General features: G+C 61.0%; 16 protein-coding genes. 14 read left to right on the forward strand and 2 right to left on the reverse strand.

Annotation, left to right across the window (positions count from 1 at the left end):
* Positions 1-9 precede the first annotated feature (9 nt).
* From tssE to ACLD1Y_RS07260, 13 genes are read left to right on the forward strand one after another with little or no spacing between them, the layout of a single operon-like run.
* Positions 10-411, forward strand: a complete 402-nt coding sequence (gene tssE, locus ACLD1Y_RS07200) for a type VI secretion system baseplate subunit TssE (RefSeq protein ID WP_429477069.1) — start codon at positions 10-12, stop codon at positions 409-411.
* Positions 401-2,188 (forward strand): type VI secretion system baseplate subunit TssF, encoded by a 1,788-nt coding sequence (gene tssF, locus ACLD1Y_RS07205; protein ID WP_429476733.1) that lies wholly within the window; start codon positions 401-403, stop codon positions 2,186-2,188. Before tssE ends, tssF begins: the two co-directional genes overlap by 11 nt.
* Positions 2,152-3,159 carry a type VI secretion system baseplate subunit TssG gene (tssG, locus tag ACLD1Y_RS07210; protein ID WP_429476735.1) on the forward strand — a complete coding sequence of 336 codons (1,008 nt, stop codon included), beginning with the start codon at positions 2,152-2,154 and terminating at the stop codon, positions 3,157-3,159. The genes tssF and tssG overlap by 37 nt, the downstream gene beginning before the upstream one ends.
* Before the next feature lie 12 nt (positions 3,160-3,171).
* Complete coding sequence (gene tssH, locus ACLD1Y_RS07215) at positions 3,172-5,742, forward strand: type VI secretion system ATPase TssH (RefSeq protein WP_429477071.1); 2,571 nt, start codon at positions 3,172-3,174, stop codon at positions 5,740-5,742.
* Positions 5,739-7,250, forward strand: coding sequence for a sigma-54 interaction domain-containing protein (locus ACLD1Y_RS07220; protein WP_429476737.1), 1,512 nt, complete (start codon positions 5,739-5,741; stop codon positions 7,248-7,250). The genes tssH and ACLD1Y_RS07220 overlap by 4 nt, the downstream gene beginning before the upstream one ends.
* Before the next feature lie 38 nt (positions 7,251-7,288).
* Positions 7,289-7,420 (forward strand): type VI secretion protein, encoded by a 132-nt coding sequence (locus ACLD1Y_RS07225; RefSeq protein WP_429476739.1) that lies wholly within the window; start codon positions 7,289-7,291, stop codon positions 7,418-7,420.
* Positions 7,421-7,436: 16 nt separating this feature from the next.
* The gene (gene tagH / locus ACLD1Y_RS07230) at positions 7,437-8,597 is read left to right on the forward strand and encodes a type VI secretion system-associated FHA domain protein TagH (protein ID WP_429476741.1); all 1,161 of its coding nucleotides are present in this window, start codon (positions 7,437-7,439) and stop codon (positions 8,595-8,597) included.
* A gap of 5 nt (positions 8,598-8,602) precedes the next feature.
* Positions 8,603-9,103 (forward strand): type VI secretion system lipoprotein TssJ, encoded by a 501-nt coding sequence (gene tssJ / locus ACLD1Y_RS07235; protein WP_429476743.1) that lies wholly within the window; start codon positions 8,603-8,605, stop codon positions 9,101-9,103.
* On the forward strand, positions 9,090-10,418 hold the full coding sequence (tssK, locus tag ACLD1Y_RS07240; protein ID WP_429476745.1) for a type VI secretion system baseplate subunit TssK: 1,329 nt from the start codon (positions 9,090-9,092) through the stop codon (positions 10,416-10,418). Before tssJ ends, tssK begins: the two co-directional genes overlap by 14 nt.
* A gap of 5 nt (positions 10,419-10,423) precedes the next feature.
* A complete protein-coding gene (gene icmH, locus ACLD1Y_RS07245) occupies positions 10,424-11,287 on the forward strand; it encodes a type IVB secretion system protein IcmH/DotU (RefSeq protein ID WP_429476747.1) in 864 nt (287 codons plus the stop codon).
* 15 nt (positions 11,288-11,302) lie between these two features.
* Positions 11,303-14,680: a type VI secretion system membrane subunit TssM gene (gene tssM / locus ACLD1Y_RS07250; protein ID WP_429476749.1), complete on the forward strand. Its 3,378-nt coding sequence runs from the start codon at positions 11,303-11,305 to the stop codon at positions 14,678-14,680.
* Positions 14,680-15,387, forward strand: a complete 708-nt coding sequence (locus ACLD1Y_RS07255; RefSeq protein WP_429477073.1) for a PP2C family protein-serine/threonine phosphatase — start codon at positions 14,680-14,682, stop codon at positions 15,385-15,387. The genes tssM and ACLD1Y_RS07255 overlap by 1 nt, the downstream gene beginning before the upstream one ends.
* A gap of 2 nt (positions 15,388-15,389) precedes the next feature.
* Positions 15,390-16,223, forward strand: a complete 834-nt coding sequence (locus tag ACLD1Y_RS07260) for a serine/threonine-protein kinase (RefSeq protein ID WP_429476751.1) — start codon at positions 15,390-15,392, stop codon at positions 16,221-16,223.
* Here the strand turns inward: ACLD1Y_RS07260 and ACLD1Y_RS07265 are convergent.
* Positions 16,220-16,549, reverse strand: a complete 330-nt coding sequence (locus ACLD1Y_RS07265) for a DUF6388 family protein (RefSeq protein ID WP_429476753.1) — start codon at positions 16,547-16,549, stop codon at positions 16,220-16,222. The genes ACLD1Y_RS07260 and ACLD1Y_RS07265 overlap by 4 nt on opposite strands.
* Positions 16,550-17,006: 457 nt before the next feature.
* Between ACLD1Y_RS07265 and ACLD1Y_RS07270 the strand changes: the two genes are divergently transcribed.
* Positions 17,007-19,082, forward strand: a complete 2,076-nt coding sequence (locus ACLD1Y_RS07270; RefSeq protein ID WP_429476755.1) for a PTS sugar transporter subunit IIC/EAL domain-containing protein — start codon at positions 17,007-17,009, stop codon at positions 19,080-19,082.
* A gap of 629 nt (positions 19,083-19,711) precedes the next feature.
* On the opposite strand, the gene ACLD1Y_RS07275 is transcribed toward ACLD1Y_RS07270, so the two are convergent.
* Complete coding sequence (locus tag ACLD1Y_RS07275; protein WP_429476757.1) at positions 19,712-20,554, reverse strand: metal-dependent hydrolase; 843 nt, start codon at positions 20,552-20,554, stop codon at positions 19,712-19,714.
* Positions 20,555-20,557 lie beyond the last annotated feature (3 nt).

Below are 20,557 nucleotides of genomic sequence, written 5' to 3' on the forward strand. Positions count from 1 at the left end.
GGCCAGGGGATGTCCCACCATTCGAGCCTGTTTGAGCGCCTTGAGCGCCCGTCAGCCCCTTCAGCCGGCGCGGTGGCATCCGTTGCCGCGCACCTGGGGAAGATGCTCAGTATCCGTGCAGGCAGTGTACAAACACTGCCGGACTACGGTTTACCTGACCTCAATGACATGAGCCAGAGCCTGCATGAGTCGTTAAGCCAATCGCGCCTGCTGATCGAACGCTTCATTCGGGCCTATGAACCGCGCTTGAGGCATGTTCGGGTGAGAGCATTGCCCCGTGATCACGACCCCTTGGCCTTGGCATTTACCATAGAGGCCATATTGACGGTCGACGGCGTCACCCAGCCCGTGTCTTTCACTGCAAGGCTGCGTGATGCCGCGCGTGTCGAGGTCTTGCCTGATGTCGTTTAACCGGTATTACCACAGTGAACTCAGTGCGCTGCGGCAACTGGGGCGGCGTTTTTCCGAGCGCAATCCTGCACTGGCCCCCTTTCTGGCGGAGCCCGGCCAGGACCCAGATGTCGAGCGGCTGCTGGAGGGCTTTGCGTTCCTCACCGGTCGCCTGCGACAGAAGCTGGATGACGAGTTGCCGGAGTTGACCCATTCCCTGATGCATTTGTTGTGGCCCCACTACATGCGTCCGACGCCGGCGTTCAGCATGTTGCAGTTCGACCCGCTGAAAACGATGGGGCCTGGCGTGATGGTGGCGCGTGATACCCCTGTCGAAAGCGCCGTGGTCAATGATGAACGATGTCGCTTCCGGACCTGCTACGCCACCCAGGTCCTGCCACTGCACTTGAGCGCCCTGGAGTACAACAACCAAGGACCGCGCAGCGTCTTGAGCCTGCGCCTGGAACGAAGTGGCGCCGGGCGTTTCAGCGAATGTGTGTTTGACCGGTTACGGCTGCATCTGGCGGGCGACTCTTACGTGAGCCAAGGGTTATACCTGAGCCTACTGCGTCATGTTGAGGGTATCGAGCTACTTCCGTTCGGCCAGGGTGGCCTGCCGTTGATTGGCGGCGACGGCCAGCCGCTGTCGTTTCGACTGGCTGCCGACCAGGTCGAAGCGGTGGGGTTTGGAGAGGACCAGGCGCTGGTTCCTTATCCACTGAATAGCTTTAGTGGCTATCGGTATCTGCAGGAGTACTTCGCTTTTCCTGAGAAGTACTTGTTTGTCGATGTAAGGGGGCTGGATGCCGTGCATACACTGCCTGGCGAAGTGCTTGAGCAAGTGCATGGCTTGACCCTGCGCTTTGCGTTACGCACCCAGGGGCATGAGCCTGCACGTGTCACCCTGGATAACGTAAAGCTGTATTGCACCCCGATTGTCAACCTGTTCAAGCACGATGCGGTGCCGATCCGCCTGGACGGCAAGCAGGACGAATACCTGCTGATACCGGGGGAATATGCCCGTGGGCATGCCAGTGTGTTTTCCGTGGACAGCGTGACGGGTTGGCGGCCCGGTGGGCTAGGCTATCGTGCGTACGTGCCGTTCGAATCCTTTGAGCATGACGGCGACACCCACCTTTCGGTAGCCCCTCCCAGCTACAGCCTTCGCCAGCGTTTGTCGGCGCAGCAGGATCAACTCGACACCTGGCTGGGCTTTGGCGACTGCCAGGGGCATGAGCAGGAAACGCTGTCGATCGAGCTGACCTGTACCAATCACAACCTGCCCCGGCATTTACCGGTAGGGGCGATCAACCAGCCTTGCGAACAGACACCGCAAGGGCTGTCGTTTCGCAATATCAGCACACCGACGGCGAGTTTCGCACCGCCCCTGGACCAGGAATTTATCTGGCGGCTGATCAGCAACATGTCGCTCAACTACCTGTCGCTGACCGACATCCACGCCTTGAAAGTAATCCTCGAAACCTACGACCTGCCGCGCTTTCACGACCGGCAGGCGCAAAAGGTCAGCCGCCGACGCCTGGATGCATTGCGCGCCATCAACCATGTGGCGGCTGACCGGTTGCACCTTGGGCTGCCGTTTCGAGGTGTGCGCGTTGACCTGAGCGTCGATGGCCAAGGCTTTCTTGGCCAGGGCGAGGTGTTTGTGTTCGCGTCGGTGCTCAACGAGTTTTTTGCGCTGTACGCCAGCCTCAATACTTACCACGAACTACGAGTCATCAGCACACAAGGAGACGTGTACCTATGGCCACCCAGGATGGGCAAGCAGCCCCTGCTTTGACCGAATTATCCCGGATCATTCGCCAATACTCGCTGTTTCAAGCGGTGTTGCAGGTGATCCGGCAATTGCGCGAGGCCCACCCTTTGCTGGATGAGGACGCGTTGTATGACCTGTTGGAGTTCCAGGCCAACCCAGGCCTTGGTTTTCCCGGGCACGATATTGATCAGGTGGAGTTTTTTATCGAACACGAGCAATTACGCGCGCGCCTTCGCATCAACGTGTTGGGCCTTTGCGGCTCGGGCTCTCCCTTACCAGCGTTTTATGGCGAACAGGCACTGGCCGACGGTGCACGAGGGAATCCGACGCGGGAGTTCCTGGACCTGTTTCACCATCGTTTGCAACGGCTGATGCTGCCCATATGGCGCAAATATCGCTATCAAGCGTGCTTTCGCGCCGCAGCCAGCGATGCGTTCTCCGGGCAGATGTTTGCCCTGATCGGGTTGGGCAGCCCGCACTTGCGCAACGCGGCGCATCTGGACTGCAAACGCCTGCTGCCCTACCTGGGGCTGTTGAGCCTGCGGGCGCATTCGGCCGCGCTGATCGAGACGGTGCTGCGTTACTACTTCAAGCACGCCTGCCTGTTTATCGAGCAGTGTGTTGAGCGCTCGGTGGTGATCGCCCTCGCGCAGCGTAATCGAATGGGCAGTGCGAACAGCCGGCTGGGCCATGACCAGGTGTTGGGCCACCGGGTCCCTGACCGCAGCGGTAAGTTTCGGGTGCATGTGCAGCGCTTGGACTGGGGGCGATTCCACGATTTTCTGCCCACGGGTAAGGACTTCCAGGCGCTTTGCTCGTTGGTGCGGCTCACCGCGCGCGACCCGCTGGAATATGACGTGCGCCTGATGCTGGACAAGGACGAGATCCAGCCTTTTTCCGTGGGTGAGTCCAACACCTGTCGCCTGGGCTGGACGAGTTGGCTGGTGCATGAATGCGCCGACGTTGTGGTGATTGTGGCCAGCAATGCTCAATAGGGACGAATGAATATGATGAATGTGGACTTGCAACAACTGGTACAGACCCTGACTCCCCAGGCTCGCCGGGACCTTGAACGCTCGGCCGAGCGTTGCGTACTGCGCAACGGCACGCAGGTGTTGGTGGAAGACCTGCTGCTGGCCCTGTTGGAGCATCACGATGGCCTCCTGGCAAGGGCGTTGGCCGATGCCGGTATTCAGGCCAGTGATTTGCAGGCAGTGCTGCAACCCAAAAGTGAAGCGAGCGCGTCACGTAACCCCGTGTTTGCCCAAGCCTTGGTGCAATGGCTGCAACAGGCATTGATGGTCGCTCGCCTGGAACTGCGCCAAACCGAGGTGGATCACGGCGCTTTGTTACTGGCCTTGCTCAACCACCCGCAGCAGCAGCAGGCTGGCAGTGGCTACCAGGTGTTATTGAGCCGCCTGGATACGCGCCGTGTACGCGACTTTGTATTGAGCCAAGCCTGCGCAAATGTTCATGCGCCCACGGCCGAGTCGTTGTTGGAGCGCTTTACCCGTGACCTGACACGGCAAGCCTATGAAGGGCAGATCGACCCGGTGCTGTGTCGCGATGCCGAGATCCGCCAGTTGGTCGACATCCTTGTGCGGCGGCGCAAGAACAACCCGATTCTTGTCGGTGACGCGGGTGTGGGCAAGACAGCCGTTGTCGAAGGCCTTGCCTTGTGTATTGCTCGTTCGCAGGTGCCGGAACCGCTTAAGGATGTTCGGCTGTTGAGCCTGGACATGGGCTTGCTTCAAGCCGGCGCCAGTATCAAGGGAGAGTTCGAGCGTCGGCTCAAGGGTGTGATCGATGAAGTCGGCGCTTCGGCCAAGCCGGTGATCCTGTTTGTCGACGAGGCGCACACCCTGGTGGGGGCAGGGGGACAGGCAGGAGGGGCCGATGCGGCCAACTTGCTCAAACCGGCGCTGGCCCGTGGTGAGCTGCGGACCATCGCGGCGACGACCTGGTCGGAATACAAGCAGTATTTCGAGAAAGACCCGGCACTGGCGCGGCGTTTCCAGCCGGTGCGGGTTGCAGAGCCCAGCGTTGAGCAAGCGGTGACGATCTTACGGGGCCTGGTGCCGGTGTATGAAGCCAACCATGGTGTGTATGTGCGTGACGATGCGGTGGTCGCGGCGGCGCGTATGAGCGCGCGCTACCTGGCAGGAAGACAGTTACCTGACAAGGCCGTCGATGTATTGGACACCGCTTGCGCGCGCGTGCAGATCAGCCGCGTGACTGCGCCGCTGACGTTGCAGGCACTCTATGCAGAAGAGGCCGAAGGTGTGCGACAACGTCAGGCGTTGAGCCGTGACAGGGACGCCGGGCTGGCGGTGGATGCGCAGGTCATGCAGAGGCTGAACCTGCGCTTGGAGGCTATCGAGTGCGAGCGCCGGCAGCTGGAAGACGCCTGGCTTGAACAGCAAGCGCTGGCGGACCAAGTGCTTGGCGTACGCAGGCAATTAGACGAAGCCCGTCTTGCGGGGCAAGGCGTCGATGCCCTGGAGCGGCGCCTGGTGGAACATCGGGAGAAACTCCTCGCGCTACAGAGCGAACAGCCACTGGCCAGCTTCGAGGTGTGCCCGCGTTTGGTTGCACAGGTGATCAGCGCCTGGACCGGTATCCCCGTTGAACAACTGGCCCACGAACACAGTGAATGGGTGGTCGGTTTTGCGGACGCATTGCGCTTGCGCATCCTTGGCCAGGAACCGGCCGTGCAGGCGCTGGACCGCAACCAGCGAATCGTTGCTGCCGGGCTCAACAAGGCCGAAGCGCCGGTAGGGGTGTTCCTGCTGGTGGGGCCAAGTGGTGTGGGCAAGACCGAAACCGCGTTGGCCCTGGGCGACCTTCTGTATGGCGGCGAGCGTTTCGTCATCACTCTCAACATGTCGGAGTTCCAGGAAAAACATTCGCTGTCCCGGCTGATTGGCGCACCACCGGGGTATGTCGGCTATGGCGAGGGCGGGGCGCTCACGGAGGCCGTGCGTCGGCGTCCGTATTCGGTGGTGTTGCTAGATGAGGTCGAGAAGGCCGACCCGGAGGTGTTGAACCTGTTTTACCAGATATTCGACAAGGGCCTGGCCAATGATGGCGAAGGTCGTGAAATCGATTTTCGCAACACACTGATCCTGATGACTTCCAACCTGGGCAGCCAATGCATCACCGACTTATGCCTTGGCGACCAGCGCCCGGATACCCACGTGTTGGAGGAGGCGATTCGCCCTTTGCTGCGCGACCACTTCAAACCGGCGTTGTTGGCGCGAATGCGCGTGGTGCCTTATTACCCGGTCACAGGGCCCGTGATGCATGACCTGGTCAGGCTGAAACTTGAGCGTCTTGGCCAGCGCCTGCTACTGCGTAAATTGGCCTTTAGCTATGCGCCGGCGCTGGTCACGCAAATGGCCGAGCGCTGTGCCCATGGCGACAGTGGCGCACGCTACATCGATCAATGGATCGACACGTGCCTGTTGCCCCAGGTGGTCGACCGTCGGCTGGCAGCCATGGCGGTCGGAGAGCGCCTGGCGCGAGTACATGCCAGTCTTGATACCGATGGGCAGCCGGTCTGCGAGTACAGCCAATGACTGATCATCGGTTTACCCATTTACCCAACCCGCTGGTTTACGCCGACACCTTGGTAGGCTGGTTCGCTCGCCTGGGCATCGAAGCTGACGAGGCTACCTTGGCGGGCCTGTGCGCAACGGCGGCGGCGGAACTGAGTCAGTGCGAACTTGGCCAGTTGTATTGGCGCGACGAGACGACCGGCCGACTTGACTTGATCGCTCAACATCTAACTGGGGCGCCGCTTTCGGGAGGCGACTTTCAACACGAACAGTTGCTGCACTATGTGCTTGCGCAAAACTGCGCCTTGAGCCTGGATGATCTAGCGGGCAGCGTCTACGAGAGCGAATTCTTGCCCGCGGCGCAGGCACCTTGGCGTGCGTTGTCGTGCGTGCCACTGCTTGACCGGCACAAGACCGTCGCCGGTCTGTTGCTCTGCGCCAGCCAGCGCTCCAAACCCTTGGAGGATTACCTTCCTTCATTGAGGCAACTAGGTAGCTTCGCCTTGCATCAACTCTCGCTATGGCGGCGTATGCGTCCAGGCCTTGCGCCGAGCCCCAACGAGCCTGTGAGCCCAGCAGCGTTTGGGTTGATCGGCAACAGCACGGCGATGGAGCAAACCTGCCGGCTGATCGGTAAGGTGCTGAATACGACCTATACCGTGCTGCTGCGTGGCGAAACCGGCACCGGCAAGGAAGTGGTGGCGCGTGCCATCCATTCTGCCGGGCCACGCCGTGACGAGGCGTTCGTGGTGCAAAACTGCGCGGCCTTTCCGGAAGGGCTGCTTGAAAGCGAACTGTTCGGCTACCGCAAAGGTGCGTTCACCGGCGCCGAACGTCATCACACCGGGTTGTTCGATGCGGCACACGGCGGCACCTTGCTGCTGGATGAAATCGGCGATATGCCGCTGGCGCTCCAGGCCAAACTCCTGCGCGTACTGCAGGAAGGTGAGGTGCGCCCGTTGGGAGCGAGCACGGCCCATAAGGTCGACGTGCGCATCATCGCCGCGACCCACCGCGACCTGGACGCCATGGTCGCCCAAGGTACCTTTCGCGAAGATCTTTTTTACCGCTTGGCGCAGTTCCCCATTGAATTGCCCGCATTGCGCGAGCGCGAAGGCGACGTGTGGCCGTTGGCGCGCAACTTCGCACACGCGGCCTGCGCTGCGCTTGGCCGTGCGCCCGTGGAATGGTCCAACGATGCTCTTGATCAGCTCTCCAGCCATGGGTTTCCTGGCAATGTCCGCGAACTTAAGTGCCTGGTGGAGCGTGCGGTGCTGCTCTGCGACGACGGGGTGATTCTGCCCGCGCACCTGTCCTTGCCATCGACACCCTCCACGGCAAGCGTTGAGACAACGCTGCGCCAGCGCATGGAGCGGGTCGAGCGGGCGTTCCTGATCGACTGCCTGCACAAGAACCGCGGTAATCGAACCCGTACCGCACGCGAACTGGGCGTTGCACGTCGCACGCTGCTCTACCGCCTTGCGCGCTTGAAGATCCCGACGGCGACTGCCGAGGGGCGTGTTGATTGACCCACCTGTGGATACCTTACTTTTTTGGGAGATACCTGATGTTTTCTCGTCCCTGGCAAGCCGTAGTGCTCGTGTTGTGTTTGCTGAGTGGTTGTAACGCCAATTACGTCTTTGATGACGCCGACTACCGTCCGCTGGGTGATCCCCAGGCCGCACGTCGCGGCCACTGAACAGGAGGGTCTTGCCATGCAATTAGTGTTTGAGATCTGTACTGACGGCAGCGGTGAGCCGCCGGCCCATAAGGTGTTTGACGGAGCTGGAGGTGTCATTGGTCGAAGTGCGACCTGTGACTGGATCATTGTCGATCCCCTTCGTTTGGTGTCCAGCCACCATGGCTTGGTCAGTTACCGCGATGGCCAATACTTCTTGACTGATATCAGCAGCAATGGGATCGGTGTGGCGGGCAGCCCTGAGCGCTTGCGCAGGGGGCAGGCGCGGCCAATCAGCGAGGGCGACGTTTATCAACTGGGGTCGGTGGAGGTTCGTGCCCGGCTCAAGGGGAATGTCCGGTATGCGTTTGGCCATGACGCGATGATTCCCGAAGATGTCTTTCTGGGGCTGGCCTCCCTGGATACGGTGGGTCTTGCACAGCGACGAAGCGAGTCATCCGTAGAACTGGATGCCCTGGATACTGCATCGCCCACACCTGACCCGCCGATAGGTCACGGGGCTGTCGAAGGTGATCACCTGGTCTTGCCGCGATGGGCTGAGCCGACGACGGCGCTGCCCGTCACGGCTGCACCGGTAACCCCCAACGGTTTCTGGCAGCAGTTCGGTGCGGCGTTGGGCATGTCCGTGGATGCCCTCGACAGCCAGGCCCGCGAAACCTTGGCGATCAAGGTCGCGGGGCTTTTCAGGCAAACCACTGAAGGCTTGCAACAGAGCCTTCGCATCCGCGACGAGCTGAACAATGAGTTGAACCTTGCGTGGACCCGCCCAACGCCCAGGCACCAAACACCCTTTGCAGAAGGCGCTGATATCCAAGCGACGATGGTGGCGCTATTGGGCGCCAGCGAACCAGGGCGGTTGTCTGCCGAACTGGCGGTGGCCGACGCCTGCCGGGAAATACAGGTCCATCAACTGGCCCTGGTCGCCGCCTGCCGGGTTGCGGTGCGCAGCGCGCTGGCAGCGTTCGCGCCCGGCCATCTGCTGCTGTGTTTTGAGCGCGAGGGCAAGCCGCCCAGGTTCTGCACCGACGGCGCCCATTGGCGGGCCTATCAGCGTCATTACCAACGCCAGGTTGATGAGGACAGCTTGGCCAGGCAGCTATTTCGCCATGACTTTTCTGATGCCTACGCGCAGCAGCTACGACTCGTTAACACCTTGCATGCGGCCTACCAAGGATGATCTTCATGTATCGAATCACCGTTGTATCAATGTTGCTATCACTGGGTCTGTTGGCCGGTTGCAGCAGCGTTTCACCTTTCTCGACGCTGACCAAGCTCGACCTGACGTTGACCGCCAGCGACGAGGTCAACCCCGACCAGAACGGTCGCCCGTCCCCAGTGGTGGTGCAGTTGCTTGAGTTGAGGCACCCCGTGGCTTTTGAAAATGCTGACTTCTTCAGCCTGTACGGCCGGGCTGAGCAAACGCTGCCCAAGGACTGGGTCGCTGGCGAAGAGCTGGAACTGCGTCCGGGTGAACAGGTCGTGCTAAAGCTCAGTGTCGGATCGCACAGCCGCTATGTCGGCGTGCTCGCGGCCTATCGCGACTTGCCCCATGTGCAATGGCGAACGGTGTTGCCTGTGGCCCATCGGCAATTGGCACGGGCCGAACTGGTGCTGGACCACAGTGGTATTCGGCATGAGGGTTCCCACGCCCTCGCGATGGAGGACGCCGATGCACGCCCTTAAAGTCATGTGGCAGGAAGGTATGTTGCTACGCCCCCAGCACTTGCAGCAAAACGATCGTCATTACCAGCAGCAACTCAACCATACCCGCCTGATGGGCAGTGACGCTTGGGGGTTCCTACGCCTGGATGTCGATCTGCAGTACCTCAACCTGGGCAAAGTCGTGGTCAACCAGGCCAGCGGTGTATTGCCCGACGGTACGTTGTTCGAGTTGAGCGGCGCGATGGAGCCGTTGGTGTTGCAGGTGCCAGCCAACGCGGGCCGGCAAGCGGTGTACCTGGCGTTGCCGCTGGCCACCGATCATCAGGTCGAAACCCGCAGGCAAGAGCAAGGTGAGGTATTGGCGCGCTACGTCGCCTATGAAACGCAGGTCGGCGACTCCAACGCGGGCACTGACTCGCGCTGCGAGATCAATTGCGCACGCCCGGATTTGCGCCTGTTGCTGGGGGAGCATAGCCAAGACGCGCTATACGTGAAATTGCAGGTCGCGCAAATCCTGGACTCGACAAGCGAGGGCGGCGTCAGGCTGGATCCTGACTATATCCCCACCTTCATTTACCTGCAGGGTTCAGGCTATGTGTCGTCGTGCATCAAGGAGGTGATCAGCCTACTGGCTTCCAGGGGTGATGCAATCGCTGCGCGTATCGAGGGCGGTAGCGCGTCGGCAGGCGCGCAAGTCGGTGATTTTCTGATGCTGCAACTGATCAATCGTACCGAGTTGGTCCTGCGTCACTACCTGGGTCAGCCCCATGTTCGCCCTGAAGCGGTGTTCCGAGCGTTACTGTCGATCTTCGGCGAATTGTCCACATTTGCCATCGATAGCAAACGCGCGCAGTTGGATGTGCATTACCAGCACCATGACCAGGGCACCAGCTTTCGCGGGCTGATGGACGGGTTACGTACGATGTTGTCGAGAGTGCTTGAGCAGCACGCCATCGAGCTGGCCTTGCAGCCGCGCCAGTATGGGGTGTTGGTCTGTCCGGTCAGCGATCTCAAGTTGCTCGGCAGCGCAACGTTCATTCTGGCCGCCACCGCCCAGTGCGACTCGGAGGAGCTGCGCCATCGTCTGCCGGCGCACCTCAAGATCGGCCCGGTAGAGCGCATTCGCGAACTGGTCAACTTGCAGCTGGCAGGCATCAAGATCAAGCCACTTGCGGTAGCGCCGCGGCAGATCCCGTTCCATGCCGGCAAGACCTACTTCATGCTCGAACTCAGTGCCCGTGACATCACTCAGCTGGAGCAGTCGGGCGGTTTCGCTTTCCATGCCAGTGGTGAATTTGCCGAGCTGGAGCTCAACTTCTGGGCCATCAGGAACTGAACGCCATGACCATCGACAGCGAATACCCACAGGACGAAAAAACCGTACTGCTCGACCATGAGGGGCATCACCCGGCCCAGGGGGCAGTGACGGACTTCCCATCGGCGCCACGCTTTGAGCAACTGGAAGACCGGATGATCTACACCGCGCGCTTGCAGGGCGCGATGAGCTTCGCTATCGGCCCCAACATTCTGGTGGACGCTGCCTGGGAGCTGTTGGTACAGGTGGTCCAGCTCAAGACGTGTGCCGGCCGTGAAACCCTACAGGCCCTCAATGACCGCTTGTTGTTGGCGGTGACCTCGTTTGAAACCCATGCCCTGCACCTTGGGGCAGACAACAGCCAGGTCATGTCGGCGCGCTACGTGTTGTGCAGTGTCATTGATGAAGCCGTGACCACGACAACATGGGGGAGTCGCAGCGAATGGTCAAAGACAAGCCTGTTGAGTCGCTTTCACAATGAAACGTTTGGTGGTGAAAAGTTCTTCCAGTTACTGGAGCGCTTGTCCCGCGAGCCCTTGAAGCACGTGGCGATGCTGGAGTTGTTGTACCTGTGCCTGTCGGTGGGGTTCGAAGGTAAATACCGGGTCATGGCGCGCGGGGCGGCGCAGCTTGAGACAGTGCGCGATGCCTTGTATCGCCAGATCAGGCATGTGCGAGGGGATCGCCCATCGAAGGCCGCGCCACCCGGCAGCGAGCCGCTCAGCCAGCCACGGTTACGGGTGGTTTCCACTGCCTGGATCAGCCTTCTTGGGTTGGCCTGTCTGTTGACGGTTTATTCGGGGTTTGCCTGGGTGTTGGGTAACGAGCGAGAAACTGCGCTGCAACCTTTTCAATCCATGGCGCCGGATCAGAGTCGGCCGTCCTTGTAATGCTGGGAGCAATGAATGAATGCATTCTTCAAGAGCGCGGGCGCGCTGCTGCGCAAAGTTTGGTTTTGGAGCCTTTTACTGGTGTTGGCCAGCGCATTGTTCGTGTGGTTTTTCGGCCCATTGCTGGCGGTGGATGACCATCGGTTCTGGCAGGGTTCGACGGCGCGCTTGTTGACCATCAGCGGTCTGTTTCTGCTATGGGGGCTGGCGATGGTGATGGTGAGTGGGCGCAGAGCCACGCGCCTCAGCCAACCGGAGCACCAGACGCGCCAGCAACGCCTGGGGTTGGTTGAGGATGAGCGCAGGCAGTTGCGAGGGCGCTTCAAGGAAGCACTGCAGGCGCTGAAAACGACCCGCCGCTACGGTGAGCGCGGCGAGCGCTGGCGCAACGAATTGCCTTGGTACCTGGTGATCGGCCAACCGGGCAGTGGCAAGACCCAGTTGCTAGCTGCCGGCGGTTTGCCGTTTGCACTGGACCGAAGCGACGCCTTGGCGGCTGGCGCCACGGGCTACTGCGACTGGTATTTCGCAGACGAGGCAGTGGTGGTGGAAACGGCCGGGCGCTATCTGGAACAGCCTGACACGGCGGTGGACGCGGCGGGTTGGTCGACATTGCTGGGCTTGCTCAAGTCGCGCCGTCGAGCCCGTCCGTTGAACGGCGTGGTCGTGACGTTATCGGTGGATACACTGGTGAGCTGCAACGAACATGACCTGGATCTGCATGCGCGTCACGTTCATAACCGCTTACAGGACATCCAGCAAACTCTGCATGTGGACGTGCCGGTCTACCTGGTACTGACCCAGGCTGATCGGCTGGCGGGGTTTGCCGAGTTCTTCGATGGCTCCCAGGGCGACAGTGCCGAAGCGGTGCTGGGTGAATGCTTGGCGGTGGTCAAGGCGGGGACCGAAATCACCCAAGTGCGCCAAGCGTTCGAGACGCTGCTGCAACGCCTGGGCACAGAGCTGATCCAGCGTCTGCATCAGGAGCGCAGCGTCGACCGGCGCGGACAGATGCTGGACTTTCCCCGGCAGGCTGCGCACCTGGGTGAACGGTTGTGTCTGTTTGTCGGGACCGCATTCTCGGCCCATCGTTATCAGCGAATCAACGGTTTGCGTGGGTTCTATTTAACGGGGACGGGGGTAAGTGACAAGCGTGCGCACTTTGCCCACGGCCTGTTTCACCGGGTGATCTTCGCCGAGGCCGATCTTGCCGGGCTGCATACTCCAGAGCGCCAGCGTATTCAGCGTCGTCAGCGCTTGTCGCTGGTGGCTGCGCTGGCAGTCATCGGTGCGCTGGTGACATTGTGGGGGCACAGTTATGGAGTCAACCATCAGCGGTTGGCGCAACTGGCTGAATTGGCCAAGCCCCGACCGCTCGCCCAGCGCGGCACGGATGAGGTCCAGGTGTTGCTGGAACTGCTGGACCGGCACTTGGCGGCGACCCGGGTGTTCCCAACGCTGGCAGACGCCCGATGGGTGGACCGTGCTGGCTTGTACCAGGGGGAGGCCAGCCGCCCGTTGTTGGTCGATGCTTATGCTGGCGCCTTGCGCCGGCAACTGTTAGCGCATGTGGCAAGCCTGTTGGAAGAGCAACTGCGCGTGAGCCTTGGCGACCGTGATCGGTTGTTGGAGACCCTGCGTGCCTACCTGATGCTCAACCTGCGTGAGCGACGTGACGGCGCCTGGCTGGCAACGCATATAGCCGGCCATTGGTCTACAAAGTACCCGGGAGATATCTCGGTGCAGAAGCGCCTGAATGAACACCTTGGGCGGCTGCTTGAACAACCTTTCCAGGTATCGCTGAACGATGAATTGGTAGCCGAGGCGCGCCTGCAATTGCGCGGTGAGTCCTTGGCGAATGTGGTCTACCGTACCCTGCGGGAGCAGGCTTCAGGCCTGGAGCCCCTGCGCTTGGCCGAAGGGCGGGTATTGGCGGGTGTCGAACCGCCCATTCCGGGCTTCTACACCAAAAGGTATGTGCAGTACTTTGAAACCCAGGGGGCGCGACTGGTCAATGGGATTACCCAGGACAACTGGGTGTTGGGTGCGGGTACCGACCTCAGTGCCATGGACTTGCAGCGGCTCATGCTGGAACTGGAACAGCGCTATTTCAGTGAGTACGCCGATGCCTGGAGTCACGCCCTCGGCCAGGTGCACCTGCTGGATGTCGACAGCCTGAGCCACGTTACCGATCAACTGGGGAGCCTGACTTCCGCCCAGTCTGCGTTGGTGCAACTGTTGCAGCAGGTTCGTGAAAACACCCGCCTGCTATCGACCAGCGAACGCGTTGACGCGGTCCGTCAACAGGTGGGCGAGTTGGGCGAGGCCGCGTCGAGCCTGTTGCTGCTCAATCAGTTGTCTGGGGCGGCGCCGCCCGATTCTGCCCGGCGTGCGCTGCAGCGTCGCTTCGAACGCCTGCACCAGTTGCTGGATGAACACCTTAATCCCGGTACTGAGTTGACGCAGGCCTTGCGCCTGCTTGATGAGCTGCACCTGCAATTAACCGCGTTGAATCGCGAGAGCGCGCCGGATCAGGCGGCCTTCAAGTTTGTGAAGCAGCGCATGGAGGGCCAGCAACCTCTACTGGGTGATGTGCGTGACGCGTCTGCGCGTCTGCCGTTGCCACTCAAGGGCTGGTTCAAAGGCATTGCCGACGACAGTTGGCGACTGTTGCTGGATGAGGCCTATGGCTACGTCAACGAGCGTTACCAAAGCGAGGTCCATAGCTTTTACGCCAAGGCGATCCAGCGGCGGTACCCGTTCAATGCCCATGCGAGTAGTGAGGTTGCCCTGGCGGATTTCCAGGAGTTTTTCAAGGGGCGGGGCATACTGTCGCGGTTTAACGAGGGGTACTTGCGACCTTTTGTCAGCATCGAGGGCGGCCGATATCGGTTGCGTGGCCTGGATGGGCGCAGCCTGCCGCTCTCACGCGCGTGGCTGGACCAGATGGGCAAGGCCCTGGTGATTCGCCAAGGTTTTTTCAGTGAGGAACAGGGCGAGTGGGCGGTGCGTTTCACGCTGGCACCCTACAGCCTGGATCAGGCGGTCAACCGGGCGATCCTGCGGATCGGCGATCATCAGCTTGAGTACCGTCACGGCCCCATCGTGCCCATGGCCTTCCAATGGCCCAGTGACGCCAGCAATGGTCGCAGCAGCCTGGTGCTGGAACGCGGTGCCGCAAGGCCGGTGGGTATCGAGAAAAGCACCGGGGCCTGGACGTGGTTTCGCTTGGTGGACCTGATGCAAAGTGAACCCGCCAGTGGCAGGGGCGCCCAGATCCTCAAGGCCGACTTGGGCGGGCTGCGCGCCAACTACCTGTTGACCAGCCAGCGCAACCCCAGCCCCTTCCAGATGGCGGCTTGGCGCACCTTTCGCCTGCCGGAGCAGCTGTGATCCAGGCCGCATGGCGCAGTGCGGGGCGCACCACACGCGGTAATAAACGCTCACGCAACGAGGATGCGTTCCTTGATTGTCCGCAGCTTGGTTGTTGGGCTGTGGCCGATGGCATGGGCGGTCATCGGGCCGGCGACGTAGCCAGTCAGCGGGTGGTCAGCAGCCTCGGTTCATTATCGTGCCACGGTAGCCTCGATCAGCGCATCGAAGAGGTGCGTCGCTGCATGCGGGCCCTCGACAGCCAACTGGGTCACACCGATGGACTGCCAGGTATAACTGGCAGCACCGTGGTTGCGCTGTTGCTTGAGGGCCGTCGCGCTGCGTGCCTGTGGGCGGGGGACAGTCGTTGTTACCTGTGGCGAGGGCAGCGCCTTTACCAACTGTCGCGGGACCATTCCCTGCAGCAACAATTGATGGACCAGCAACACTTGAGCCTGGCGCAGGCCCAGGCCCATCCGGATGCCCGTGCCTTGACCCGTGCCATTGGTGCCCGCCAGCCGTTGAACCTTGAGGTGTTGGAGTTGCGCACCCATCCCGGCGACGTTTTTTTGCTGTGCAGCGACGGCTTGTACCAAGGCCTCAGCCATAGCGAGCTGGGGCGCGCCATGGCGGTGGGTGCGCCGCGGCAGGTGCTGGAGCGGTTGTTTAGCGCTGTCTTGCGTGGGGCGGCGCAGGATGATTGCACCGCCGTGGTGGTACAGCCATGAGCATGAGCTCGACAACGGGGACGCCCAACCTGCTGGCCGGGCGCTACCAACTTGAACGGGTATTGGGGGTGGGAGGCATGGGTGTGGTTTACCGTGCGCGCGACCTATTGCATGAGGCCTTTGGCGAGCCCGACTCCTGTGTGGCGCTGAAACTCCTGGGCGAGGCATTTGCCGAATCTCCCGACGCCCATGTATTGCTTTACAGCGAGTTTGCGCTGACCCGCAGCGTGCGGCATGAACATGTGGTGCGCGTATTTTCCTTCGAAGTGGACACTGTCCACCAGTTGGCATTTTTCACCATGGAGTTGATGCACGGTCTGACCCTGGACCGATTGCTGGTGGAGTGCCCCGATGGCCTGCCGTGGCCGGAGCTGCAACCCATCGCCGTGCAACTGCTGGATGCGCTTGCCTATAGCCATCAGCAAGGGGTGCTGCATGGTGATGTAAAACCGGCCAATGTCATGCTGGGAGAGCAGGGGGTGCGTCTGTTTGATTTTGGCCTTGGCCACGCCCAAGCCCAATACGCAGCTGGGCTGCCAGGCTTGAGCCGCAGCCGTTTGAATGCCTGGACACCGGCCTACGCGGCACCGGAACTGTTGGCCGGTGGTTGCCTGTCGGCGCCCTCCGACCTGTATGGCGCCGCGTGCGTGTTATATGAACTGGCCCAGGGAAAACGCCCCGGCGAGGGTCGGCCCCTTGCCCGGCCACGGCAGCTACCCAGGCACTGTTGGCCGGCGCTGCGTTCAGCCCTGGCTCTGGATCCCGAACACCGCAATGTGGGCATCGACGCGTTGCGTGAAGCCTTGGTGAGTCGACGGCGCCACTGGTTCGTTTAACCTGCCAGGTCATGCAACTGGCAATACTGCGCCCAACTAAGGCCGGCCATCTGCGCGACTTCCTTGTGCACCTCAAGCCGCTGGGCTTCAAAGGCTTCGACCGTTTCGGTGGTCAACATGAGGGTGAGTTCCCAGGCAAACAGGCCTTGGCGTTCGGCCTCGGCTTCGAAGGCTTCATGCAGGCGTTCGGCACGGTACTGCGCCTGGGTTTCGCCCTTGGCCTGGGCAGCCAGCGGGTTCAGGTTGTCCAGCTCCATGGCCACCTGCGGGTGCTCTGCCAGGAACCTATCGAGTGCGCGTTGGTGGTTTTCGCCGGGTGGGGACAATGGCGTGCTCCTGATCAGGTGGGTTGAACACTCAAAACCCAGGCTCATTGCAGCGTGGGCGTAAAAAACACAGATAGTACTGATTGAAGCAGATTAGGGGAGGGCCTAGCCCCAATGCCAGTCAGTTAAGGGTTAGAAAGAGTAAAAGCTAACCTGTGGCGAGGGAGCTTGCTCCCGCTGGACTGCGCAGCAGTCCCATCTTTGGGGCCGCTACGCGGCCCAGCGGGAGCAAGCTCCCTCGCCACACTGACGGTGTTTGCCCTTAACTGACTGGCATTAGGGCTAGCCCCGAAGATCCGATTATTGGGCAAACCAGGCCGTGCGTGACATTCATTACGCAAAAAACACCTGGATAGATGGCAAAAGGCTTTCGCGCACAGTGCCAGGGCGTGTAGCGTTAGCCCCGTGTTTACGGCCCTGTCTTCCAGGGGCGCAGGCGTTGGCAGAGGGATGGGTCATGGCGCAAACGCTGTTCAAGCTTTTCTTTACCCAACGTCTGGCCGCCTTGGCCAGTACCGAATCATTGCGTGCGATCCGCGAAGGACTGCTGTGGATCCTGCCGTGCCTGTTGGTGTCGGCAGGCTTTCTGATTTTGTCCGAATGTGCCCGGGTACTGGGGTTCGACCCGCAGGTAGTGGCCTTTCTCTCAGGGTTGCACAACCAAATCAGCTCCGTGATCCCGCTGCTGGTGGCGGCCTCCATCGGCTACATGCTGGCGATCCAGCATCGCCTACCGCAGTTACCGGTGGCGTTTTTGTGCCTGGCTCATGTGGTGGTGGCGACGTTTGTCCTGCGCGAATATCCCCGGGCCTCAGCCACCTTTGTGCTGTTCATCGCCATTGCCTCACCGCTGCTGAATGTCCCGGCCATGGCCTGGCTGCACCGCTATCGCTGGACCCGGCTGGTCAATGAGGAGCTGGTGGGGCACAACCTCAGGGGCGCCATCAATATGGTATTGCCGGGGGCGATTACCGCCCTGGCGCTGGTGGTGGTGCTGTCCTTGCTATTGCAGGTGCCCTATGTGGCGCAACTGCAAGGGCCTCAGGTGCTCGATGCGTTGGAATCGCCCTATGGCAGCGGCCTGTTCGTGACCCTGATGAACTCGCTGCTGTGGTTTTTTGGCATCCATGGCGTGTACGCCATGCAGCCACTGTTTGATGTACTTGACCAGGCGGTGGTGTTGAACAGCGCGGCTCTGGCGGCCGGCGAGCCGATCAAATACGTGTTGAACAGCGGCTTGCTCGGCAGCTTCGCGTTTATTGGCGGCTCGGGCAGTGCGTTGTGCCTGTTGGTAGCGATCTTGCTGTTTTCCAAGAGCCAATCGATGCGTCTGCTGGCGATGGCAAGCCTGCCGCTGTCTTTGTTCAACGTCAGCGAGGTGTTGCTGTTCGGTCTGCCGATCATTCTGAACCCGCGGTTGTTTATCCCGTTTTTGCTGGTGCCGGCGATCAATACGATGCTGGCGTTGACGGTGGTGCTGCTGGGCTGGGTATCGCCAGCGGTGGCCAGCGTGCCATTCACCGCGCCCGTGCTGCTCAATGCCTACCTGAGCACCCATGGCGATATGGCGGCGGTGGCGCTGCAACTGCTGCTGTTGGGCCTTGGTACGTTGGTGTATGCGCCGTATGTGCGTGCGATCCATCGCCAGACCGCCGAAGGTGGCACGGTGTACCTCAAGTCCCTGGACATGACCTTTCGTGGCCTGGAAGAAAAGGGCCGGCTGCGGGAGTTGGACCCGGTGCTGGCGTCCCACAAGACCCTGGCGCGCCAGGCCAGCGAACTGAGCCGTATCCAGCAGATCAGCGACTACGAGTTTTACCTCGAATTCCAGCCACAAGTCTCGACTCGCACCGGTTTGTGTACCGGTTGCGAAGCGCTGATGCGCGCCCGGGATGCCCAGGGAACGGTGCATTCACCGTGGGAGTTCTTGCAGTGGTTGTCCCAGGCGCGCTTGATGCCGGACGTGGATGTATGGGTGGCCTCCCAGGCGGTGCGCCAATACCAGAAATGGCAGAAACTGGGTTTTTCGCTGCCCATGACCATCAATATCTCCAGTGCCACCCTGACCGATGCTGCCTTTGGCGAGCGCCTCGTCGAGATACTCGCGCAGGCCCATGGGCAGGTGTCGGTGGAAATCACCGAAGACGCGCTGGTCAGCGACATCCAGGCCACGCGTCAGACCATCCAGAAGCTTCAAGCCATTGGCGCCAAGGTCTATATCGACGACTTTGGCACTGGCTTTTCGGCGTTGAGTTACCTGCACCAGTTCCCAGTGGATTTCATCAAGATCGACCGTAGCTTTGTGGTCGCCCAACACGACCCCAAGGGCGCCCAGGTGCTGACTGGCATGCTGCGCTTTTGCGAGGCGCTTAACCTGGGGGTGGTGGTGGAGGGGGTGGAGACCGCCGAGCAACTGGCCTTCCTGAACACCGGCGCCGAGTTGATTATCCAGGGCTGGTATTTCAGCAAGGCACTGCCGGGCGATCAGTTGCAAGGGTTCGTGCGCGAGCGCGCCGCGTTGGCTGAGACCTAGGCAATTGCGGGAGTGGCGGCGTGTCAGTCACTGCAAATGCTGGCTGACCCACCGCTGTCGCAGCAGAGGTATCTACACAACGATTAAACCTGACCAACCCCGAAGCTCTGGCTCTGGCTCTGGCTCTGGCTCTGGCTCTGGCTTTTGATTTGGCTTTTGATCTTGATCTTAGGCGCCCCGTTAAACCACGCTGGCCGAACGCAGGCTTGAATCCGTGGGTAACCCGGCAGGACGCCGGGTTAGCCGTCCTGGGCCAAGGATGGCCCATGACGGTGGCCCACGGATTCAAGCCGGAGTGAGGGCATGCCGAGCCTAGGCGAGGCACCGAGTGGTGGGGCAAGAGCCCTTTGCTTACTTTGGGGCTTTTCCAAAGTGAGCCGCCGTAAGGGCGGAACCCATATCAGCCATCACCTAAACAACGGATATGTACTCCGACCCAAACGCTCCAGCGCCCAACACACAGCCATCGCAGGCAAGCCAGCTCCCACATTTTGATCTGCGCCAGGCCGGGAAACTGAGTACACCGCAGATCCCCTGTGGGAGCGGCGGTGCGACGATTCGACTTGCCCGCGAAGGCGGTGTGTCAGTCACCGCAAATGCCGTAAGACCCACCGCTATTTCAGGCCGTCCTAGGCAGGGTCAAAACCACGCCGCGTTTGCTCGATCTCTTCCACCAGCGTGTCGATGCGCGCCAGGCGTGCACGGTTGTCGTGGTCCCACGGGTGAAAGCCGGGTTTGAAGTAGTGCAGCCACGGCCGCAGCATCCGTGGGAAAACGCCCTTGGGGCCATACAGAAACTTGAGCATGCGCCCTAGGCCGGTCCAGAACCCGACCGCCTTGCGGTCAGCAATCAGCAGGCGCAGGTGGAAGTCCAGCACCACCAGCCAGAAGAACACGGTCGTGGTCAGCATGGTCCCGGTGCGCAGCAGGTAGCGCTTGGGTCCGGGTTTGATCACGGCGTTCCACACATCAAAGGCGACGGCCTTGTGTTCGGTTTCTTCCAGGGCGTGCCAATACCACATTTGTTGATAGCCCTTGAGCGAATCACCGAAGCGGGAGGGGTCGCTGAGCAGGATCTCTGCGAGCATCGCCGTGTAGTGCTCCAAGGCAATGGTGATCGCCAGGTTGAACGATGGCGCGAAGTGTTTCTTCTGCAAGTCGAGGATGAACTTGAGCCGGCGATCCAGGGTATGGGCCGGCAGCCCCGCCGCTTGCAGCAGATCGTTGTAGGCCACGTGCTCGCGGCTGTGCATGGCCTCTTGGCCGATAAAACCCTGGATCTCTTTTTTCAGCTCGGGGTCATGGATGTGTTGGCGGTAGTGACGCACGCTGTCCATGAAAAACAATTCGCCCTGGGGAAATAGCAGCGACAACGCATTGAAAAAATGCGTGATGAACGGGCCCTGTTCATGCCAGTTGGTGATGCGTTCGGCGGGCAGGGCAAAACGGATATCGCGACGGATAGGCAACATGGT

This window comes from Pseudomonas sp. 18175 (assembly GCF_050432925.1).
Classification (GTDB): Bacteria; Pseudomonadota; Gammaproteobacteria; order Pseudomonadales; family Pseudomonadaceae; genus Aquipseudomonas.

Coding starts and splice junctions, on each gene's coding strand:
- tssE (WP_429477069.1), top strand. CDS start 10: ATGTCCCACCATTCGAGCCTGTTTGAGCGCCTTGAGCGCCCGTCAGCC.
- tssF (WP_429476733.1), top strand. CDS start 401: ATGTCGTTTAACCGGTATTACCACAGTGAACTCAGTGCGCTGCGGCAA.
- tssG (WP_429476735.1), top strand. CDS start 2,152: ATGGCCACCCAGGATGGGCAAGCAGCCCCTGCTTTGACCGAATTATCC.
- tssH (WP_429477071.1), top strand. CDS start 3,172: ATGATGAATGTGGACTTGCAACAACTGGTACAGACCCTGACTCCCCAG.
- ACLD1Y_RS07220 (WP_429476737.1), top strand. CDS start 5,739: ATGACTGATCATCGGTTTACCCATTTACCCAACCCGCTGGTTTACGCC.
- ACLD1Y_RS07225 (WP_429476739.1), top strand. CDS start 7,289: ATGTTTTCTCGTCCCTGGCAAGCCGTAGTGCTCGTGTTGTGTTTGCTG.
- tagH (WP_429476741.1), top strand. CDS start 7,437: ATGCAATTAGTGTTTGAGATCTGTACTGACGGCAGCGGTGAGCCGCCG.
- tssJ (WP_429476743.1), top strand. CDS start 8,603: ATGTATCGAATCACCGTTGTATCAATGTTGCTATCACTGGGTCTGTTG.
- tssK (WP_429476745.1), top strand. CDS start 9,090: ATGCACGCCCTTAAAGTCATGTGGCAGGAAGGTATGTTGCTACGCCCC.
- icmH (WP_429476747.1), top strand. CDS start 10,424: ATGACCATCGACAGCGAATACCCACAGGACGAAAAAACCGTACTGCTC.
- tssM (WP_429476749.1), top strand. CDS start 11,303: ATGAATGCATTCTTCAAGAGCGCGGGCGCGCTGCTGCGCAAAGTTTGG.
- ACLD1Y_RS07260 (WP_429476751.1), top strand. CDS start 15,390: ATGAGCTCGACAACGGGGACGCCCAACCTGCTGGCCGGGCGCTACCAA.
- ACLD1Y_RS07270 (WP_429476755.1), top strand. CDS start 17,007: ATGGCGCAAACGCTGTTCAAGCTTTTCTTTACCCAACGTCTGGCCGCC.
- ACLD1Y_RS07275 (WP_429476757.1), bottom strand. CDS start 20,554: ATGTTGCCTATCCGTCGCGATATCCGTTTTGCCCTGCCCGCCGAACGC.